The sequence below is a fragment of the Streptomyces sp. NPDC058291 genome, from assembly GCF_042880855.1.
Taxonomy (GTDB): Bacteria; Actinomycetota; Actinomycetes; order Streptomycetales; family Streptomycetaceae; genus Streptomyces.
In genome coordinates, this window is record NZ_JBHVYK010000159.1 from 1 (window position 1) to 6461 (window position 6461).

5 protein-coding genes are annotated in these 6461 nt (G+C 74.6%); 4 read left to right on the forward strand and 1 reads right to left on the reverse strand.

All coding sequences use genetic code 11. The annotated features are described in order from the left end of the window. Nucleotides 1-38 precede the first annotated feature (38 nt). The 4 genes from ACFVYK_RS37545 (at nt 39) to ACFVYK_RS37560 (ending at nt 5932) form a co-directional block, all read left to right on the forward strand. Nucleotides 39-1697 (forward strand): phospholipid carrier-dependent glycosyltransferase, encoded by a 1659-nt coding sequence (locus ACFVYK_RS37545; protein WP_389781228.1) that lies wholly within the window; start codon nt 39-41, stop codon nt 1695-1697. A gap of 100 nt (nt 1698-1797) precedes the next feature. Beyond that, a complete protein-coding gene (locus ACFVYK_RS37550) occupies nt 1798-2721 on the forward strand; it encodes a MurR/RpiR family transcriptional regulator (protein ID WP_389781224.1) in 924 nt (307 codons plus the stop codon). Nucleotides 2722-3072: 351 nt separating this feature from the next. Beyond that, nucleotides 3073-3450 (forward strand): hypothetical protein, encoded by a 378-nt coding sequence (locus tag ACFVYK_RS37555; RefSeq protein ID WP_389781225.1) that lies wholly within the window; start codon nt 3073-3075, stop codon nt 3448-3450. Nucleotides 3451-3538: 88 nt separating this feature from the next. Beyond that, entirely contained in the window at nt 3539-5932 is a 2394-nt protein-coding gene (locus ACFVYK_RS37560) for a SpoIIE family protein phosphatase (protein ID WP_389781226.1), read from the forward strand. A 74-nt stretch (nt 5933-6006) separates the two neighbouring features. Here ACFVYK_RS37560 and ACFVYK_RS37565 read toward each other — a convergent pair. Further along, nucleotides 6007-6461: peptidoglycan-binding protein (locus ACFVYK_RS37565; protein ID WP_389781227.1), on the reverse strand; the 455-nt coding region annotated here is incomplete at its 5' end.

Genomic DNA, 6461 nt, shown 5'->3' on the forward strand with positions numbered 1-6461 from the left:
TCCCGCCGCCGTCCGGCGGTGCGACCGCGGGGCGGACGATGGCGCGCGCACTGCATTGGGTCCTGGAGCACACCACCGGCGCGGGGGCGCGGCGGCTCGCTCCGGCGGGCCGCCGACGGCTGCTCGTCCCGCTCCTGGCGGTCGTCCTGCTCGCCCAGATGGCCTTCGCGATGGTCACCGCCGCGGTGGAGCAGACGCCCACCATCGACGAACCGGTGTACGTCGCCACGGCGGCCGAGTACCTGCACGAGCACCGGGTGCGCCACAACCCGGAGCATCCGCCGCTCGGCAAGCTGCTGATCGCCGTCGGCGTCGCCTTCGCCGATCCGCACGTCGGCGCCCCGTTCCCGGGGACCCAGGAGGACGCGGGCCGGCACCTGCTCTACGAGTCCGGCAACGATCCCTGGCGGCTGATGCTGTGGGCCAGGCTGCCGGTGATCGCGCTGACGCTGCTCCTCGGCCTGGTGGTGTTCGTCTTCGCCCGCGACCTGGCCGTGCCGGCCGCGGCGTTGACGGCGCTCGCCCTGTACACCCTCTCGCCCGACCTCGTCGCCCATGGCTCGCTGGCCACCCTGGACGTGCCGGCCGCCGGCTTCCTGCTGACGTCGGTGTGGCTGCTGTGGCGGGCCAGGTCGGGCCGACCGGGTCTGTACCTGCCGTCGGCCGGGGCCGCGCTGGGCGCGGCGCTCGCCACGAAGATGAGCGCGCTGCCCGCGGTGCCGGTGCTGATGGCTCTGGCGGCGCTGTCGGTGTGGTCCCGCCGCCCGCGGACCGTGCGCCGGGCCCTGCTGGGGGCGGTAGCGGTGGCGGGGACCGCGGCGGCCGTCGTCTGGGCGGCGTATCTCGCGGTGGACCCGCGGCTGCGTTGGGACCCGCAGGCGACCCATGTGCCCGTGGTGCACGGCCTGCGGGGGCTCCTCGTGCGGGCGATGCCCCTCCCGCAGGCGTACCGGGACGGCATGCGGATCCAGTTCGGCCTGGAGAACCAGGCCTGGGACGGCTTCCTTCTCGGACACCGGTACGCCGGGGCCCGGTGGTACTACCTGCCGGTCGCGCTGACGGTGAAGACCCCGCTCGGCATGCTCGCCCTGTGGGCGGCCGGGGCGATCGCGCTGGTCGCGGTGCGCCGGCTGCGGCCCGCGGCGCCCTACGTGCTGGTCCCGGCGGCCGTGCTGCTGGCGTCGGCCATGACCGGCGCGCGGGACCTGGGCACCCGGTACGCCGTCTTCCTGCCGATGTTCCTCGCGGTGGCCGCGGGCTGTCTCCTCGCGGCGCGACGGCGGTGGGCGCCGGTCACGGCGGCCGCGCTGGTCGCGTTCGTCGCCGTGAGCTCGCTGCGGACGTTCCCCTACTACCTGCCGTACTCCAACGAGGCGTTCGGCGGACCGGCGAAGACGCACCTGCTGCTGCACGACTCCAACGTGGACTGGGGCCAGGACCTGGGACGGCTGGCGGACCGGCTGCGCGAGCGGTACCCGGACGAGCGGGTGTGGCTCGTCTACAAGGGCAGCGGGGTGCCCTCCTCCTACGGCATCGAGGCCTCCGATCCGCGCCGGGCGCCCGCGCGCGAGGTGCACGGGCTGCTGGTGGTGTCGGACTCCGCGGCCGCCAAGGCGCAGGGGCGGCTGGCGGAGCTCCTGCGCTCCAGCCGGCCGGTCGACGAGGTCGGGCACTCGATCACGCTGTACCGGCGGTAAACCACGATCAGCGGGGGTGCGAGGGGGCTGCTGCGACCTCCGTGCCGGGCCGGGCGGCTGGGCTATGTTGAGCTTCGTGGACGACAAAGGAGGCGCACCGGTGCCATCGCCGCAGCAGGCACGCGCACAGGCGTCAGCGATCACCTCGGGCAGAACCGGACCGGAGACGGAGGTGTCCCCGACCTCCCGGCTCAGGACCCTGTTCGACGGCCCCCGGCTGTCTCCGGGACAACGGCGGATCGCCCAGTATCTGATCGAGAACATCACCGAGGCGGCGTTCCTGTCGATCACCGACCTCGCGGAACGGGTCGGCGTCAGCCAGCCCTCGGTCACCCGGTTCGCCGCGGCGGTGGGCTTCAGCGGGTATCCCGCGCTGCGGGAGAGGCTCCAGTCGATCGCGCTGGGCGCCCTGGCCGGCGGTCCGGCGGCGGACGAGGCGAACCGCAGCAACGAGCTCCAGGCGGCGGTCGACGCCGAGATCGACAACCTGGAGAACCTGCGGCGCGACTTCGCCGACCCGGACCAGGTCATCGACGTGGGCCGCCAGTTGTCGCAGTCGACGCCGCTGACCGTTCTCGGGCTGCGCATCTCGGCCTCGCTCGCCGAGTACTTCGCCTACGCCGCCCGCCGGGTCCACCCGGACGTACGGCTGGTGACCCGGGGCGGCAGCGTGGCCTACGACGCGCTGTTGCAGTCCCGGGAGGCGGGCGGCACCTGGGTGCTGGCGTTCTCGATGCCCCGGCACGCGCAGGAGACGCTGACCGCGGTGCGGGTGGCGCGCAGCGCCGGTCTCAAGGTCGCGCTGATCACCGACCTGGCGCTGGGCCCGTGGGCGGACGAGGCCGACGCCGTCTTCTCCTCCGGAACCGGGTCGCGGCTGGTCTTCGACTCCTACGCCGCGCCCGGCGTGATGGCCGCGGCGCTGCTCCAGGCCATGACGGACGCGGGGCCCGAGCGCACCCAGGCGCGACTGGAGGAGTACGAGCAGATCGCCGAGCAGCACCAGTTCTTCCTGAGGGAATGACCCGCCGCCCGGACCGCCGCCCGCCCCACGCTCCCCCTCCGCCCCCTTCAGTCCCCCTCTTCACCCCCCTCCGGCGAACAGCACAAAGGGATCACTGCGGGCATTTCGCGCATGAATGTTTTCATACGTCTTGCAAAGGAGACGGCATATATAAATACTGCTCACGGCCGCACCCGCCCGCCGAGGGCTCCTGTACGGGCACCCGAAAGCCGCCGTCCCCTACCCGCGTCGGCGCCCAGGGTGTTCGGGGCATCGCTTGCGCGAGCGCCCGTGGCGGCCCCGGTCTTCCCCTGGACCGGGGCCGCCCCCAGACCGTCGGACCACCGTCACGACGCCACACACCCGGAAGCGATGATCATGACCCTGACGACGACGCGCATCGGCTCGGACTGGCCGTGCCAGGTGAAGACCCCCGGTAGCTACGACTGGGAGCGCTCGGCCGCCAAGTGGCTTCGCGAGCTGGTGCCCGCGCGCTACGCGAGCTACCCCGCGCTGCTGCGCCACCCGGTGCTGCTCGCCCGCCACGCGCAGATCCAGGTCCAGAACGAGGTCCGGGTGGCCCGCACCGCTCTGCAGACCGCGCGCGCCGACCTGCCCCGGCTGGGCATGCCGGAATCGGTGATCGAACACACCATCAAGATGTACGCCGCCGAGGTGATGCAGCTGCAGCACATCGCCCGCAGCGTCCGCGCCGTCACCCAGGCCCTGGTGGAGCAGAACGGCCGCTGACCAGGGCGGTCCGTCCCGCCGCCGCGGGCCCGTCGCTCCTGGCGGGGGCGATGCCGCAAGACCTCGATCGAATCCACGTCCGTGTGCCATGCTCAAAGACGTGACGAGCGAACCCGCCCTGCCCGCGGAGTCCGGCGGGGTGCCCGACCTGGCGGCGCTGACCCGGGTGGTGGCACGCCAGCGTGCGGAGATGGACCGGCTACAGGAACTGGCGGCCACCTCGGCCGTGCTGGAGCGCGCCAAGGGCGCGCTGATGGCGCAGCGCGGCTGCTCCCCGGACGCCGCCCAGGAGGAGCTGCAGCGGCGGGCGAAGGCAGGCCGCCGCACGCTGCTGGAGGAGTGCTGGATCACCCTCGGGTCCCTCGTCTCGACGCCGCAGGCCGAGCAGGCGCCAGCCCCGGCCCGCACCACCGCGCCGGGCGCCGCGCCGACGCCCTTCGCCGACGAGGTCGACGCCACCGCCCTGGACCGCCTGAGCCGTGCCCTGGTCCGGGTCGGCACACCACAGGACCTCGCCCACCGCCTGCTCAACCACCTCGCCTCGGACGTGGGCGCCGGCGCCGTGATGCTCTACGCGCGCACCCCCGGCGGTGGACTCGAACTCCTCGCGCACGCCGGAGTCGACGCCTCCCTGGCCGACCAGTGGAGCCGGGTGCCCCCGGTGAGCGGGATCGCCGCGCTCGACGCCCTGCGCGCCGACGAGCCGCGCTGGCTGGAGGACCCGCGCAAGGACGCCGAGCAGTACCTGCTGATCGGGGGTCAGCCGCAGCGCTGGCCGTCGCGCGCCTGGCTGCCGGTGACGACCGGGGAGTCCGCCGACGTCGCGCTCGGGATCCTGTGCCGGTCCGAGGGCCCCTTCACCGCCCGGGTCCGCGAACACCTGCTGGCGGTGGCCCAGCTGTGCGCGGGTCCGCTGCGCGCCTTCCAGTCCCGCACAGCTCCGGCCCTCGGCCCCGTCGCCGACGCCGTGCAGACGGTGTTCGACCGGCTCCCGGTCGCCGCGGTGCTGCTCGCGCCGATCGCCCCCGACGGCGGGCAGGTGGAGGACTTCCGCGTCGACGCCGCGACCGGCGGGGCCTTCGACGCCGTGGGGCGCAGCGGGCGCGACCTGGTCGGCCTGCGCTTCCTGGAGTGCTGGCCGGAGGTCGCCGAGGAGCCGTTGTGGCAGGGCTGCCTGCGGGCGCTGAACGACGAGGAGCCCTACGAGAGCGAGCCGTTCGCCCGGCAGCAGCTGGTGGCCGGCTCCAGCGAGCTGTCCACCTACAGGGCCCGGGCGGTGCGGCTGGGCGACGGCCTGGTCGTCAGCTGGCTGCGGCACGACCCCTCCGACCGCCAGGAACAGCGCCTGGCCGACGTGCAGCGGCTGGGCAACCTCGGCTGGGCGACCTGGAACCTGGTCACCGGTGAAGCCACCTGGTCCTCCCAGGTCTTCGCCATCTTCGAGCGCGACCCCGCGCTGGGCGTCGTCCCGCTGCACGGGCTCCCCCGCCTCGGCCTGTCCGAGGACGTGCCGGTGCTCGCCCGCGCCGTCGGCGAGCTGGTACGCCATGGCCGGCCCTGTGACGTGCCGTTCCGCGTCGTGACCCGGGACGGCGTCCGGCATCTGCGGATGGTCGCCGAGGCGGTGCCGGACGCGCACGGCGAGCCCGTCGAGGTGCACGGCTTCGTGCAGGACCTCACCGCGCAGCGCAACGCCGAGCTCGCGCTGGTCGCCAGCGAGCGCGCGATGCTCACCCAGCACGGGGTGCTCCAGGCCGAACGCACCGTGGCCGCCCGGCTGCAGGACGCGCTGCTGCCCCTGCCCAGGCAGCCCGTCGAACTGGCCGGACTGCGCGTGGACATCGCCTATCTGCCGGCCCAGGCGGGCCTCAACGTCGGCGGCGACTGGTTCAGCGCCATCGAACTGCCCGACGGCGACGCCCTGTTCGTGGTGGGCGACGTGGCCGGGCACGGCATGGGCGCCGTCGCCGCGATGGCCCTGCTGCGCTTCACCGCCAAGGGCATGATCATCACCGGGTCCTCGCTGACCGGCGCGCTGTCCCGGCTCAACGCCCTGCTGCTGCACTCCCGCGACCCGCACGGCTCCGCGACCATGATCATGGCCCGCTACAGCCCGCGCGAGCGCCGGCTGGTGTGGGCGCAGGCCGGGCACCCGCCACCGTTGCTGGTACGCGACGGCGAGGCGCGCTATCTCGAACGGCCCTTCGGGATGCTGCTCGGCGCGACCGACGCCCCCCGCTACGACGAGGCCGAGGTCGACCTGAAGCCCGGCGACCGTCTGCTGCTCTACACCGACGGCCTGGTCGAACGGCCCGCGGAGAGCATCGACCGGGGCCTGGAACGGCTGTCCGGGGCCGCCGGGCCGGGCGGCGCCGCGTCCCCGGCCCCGCTGAAGCAGCTGCTCGGCGCGCTCCTGGACCCCGAGGGCCGCGACGACGTCTGCGTGTGCGACATCCAGGTGCCGCTCGACGACGCGCGGTAGGGCACGCCGACGGAGAACGGCCGGCCATCGAGACGCTGGTGCACTCGCCGGTCCGGTGCTCCGGCGGTCACGCGTCATCCGGCGCGGGAGGCGGTGCGCGACTCCAGGTCGCGCCGGGTGTCGTCGCCGTACACGCCGCTCTCGTCGCCGCGGATGCCGTACCAGAGCTGGAAACGCGCGACGGCCTCGGTGAGTTCGGCGTCGTAACGGCCGTCGGTGGGCCCGTGGTCGTACACGTTCGGGATGCGCAGCAGCCGCCGCTGGAGGTCGCTCACCCGCGGACCGCTGTCCCCCTCGCGCAGCGTGCCGGCCCCGTCGGGGTCGGGGGACGCGCTCGCGGCGGGGGACGGGACGGCCGGCGGAGGCGCCGCGGCCGACGGCGGCGGCGTCTGCGCGGCCGCCTCGCCGCCCCGGCCCGGCAGCAGGAGCGCGCCGGCGAAACCGACCAGGGCCGCCGCGCACACGCCCACCACGATCGCGCCCCGCCGCAGGCCCGCGTCGGCGTCGGCGCGGACGCGGAGCCGGGCCC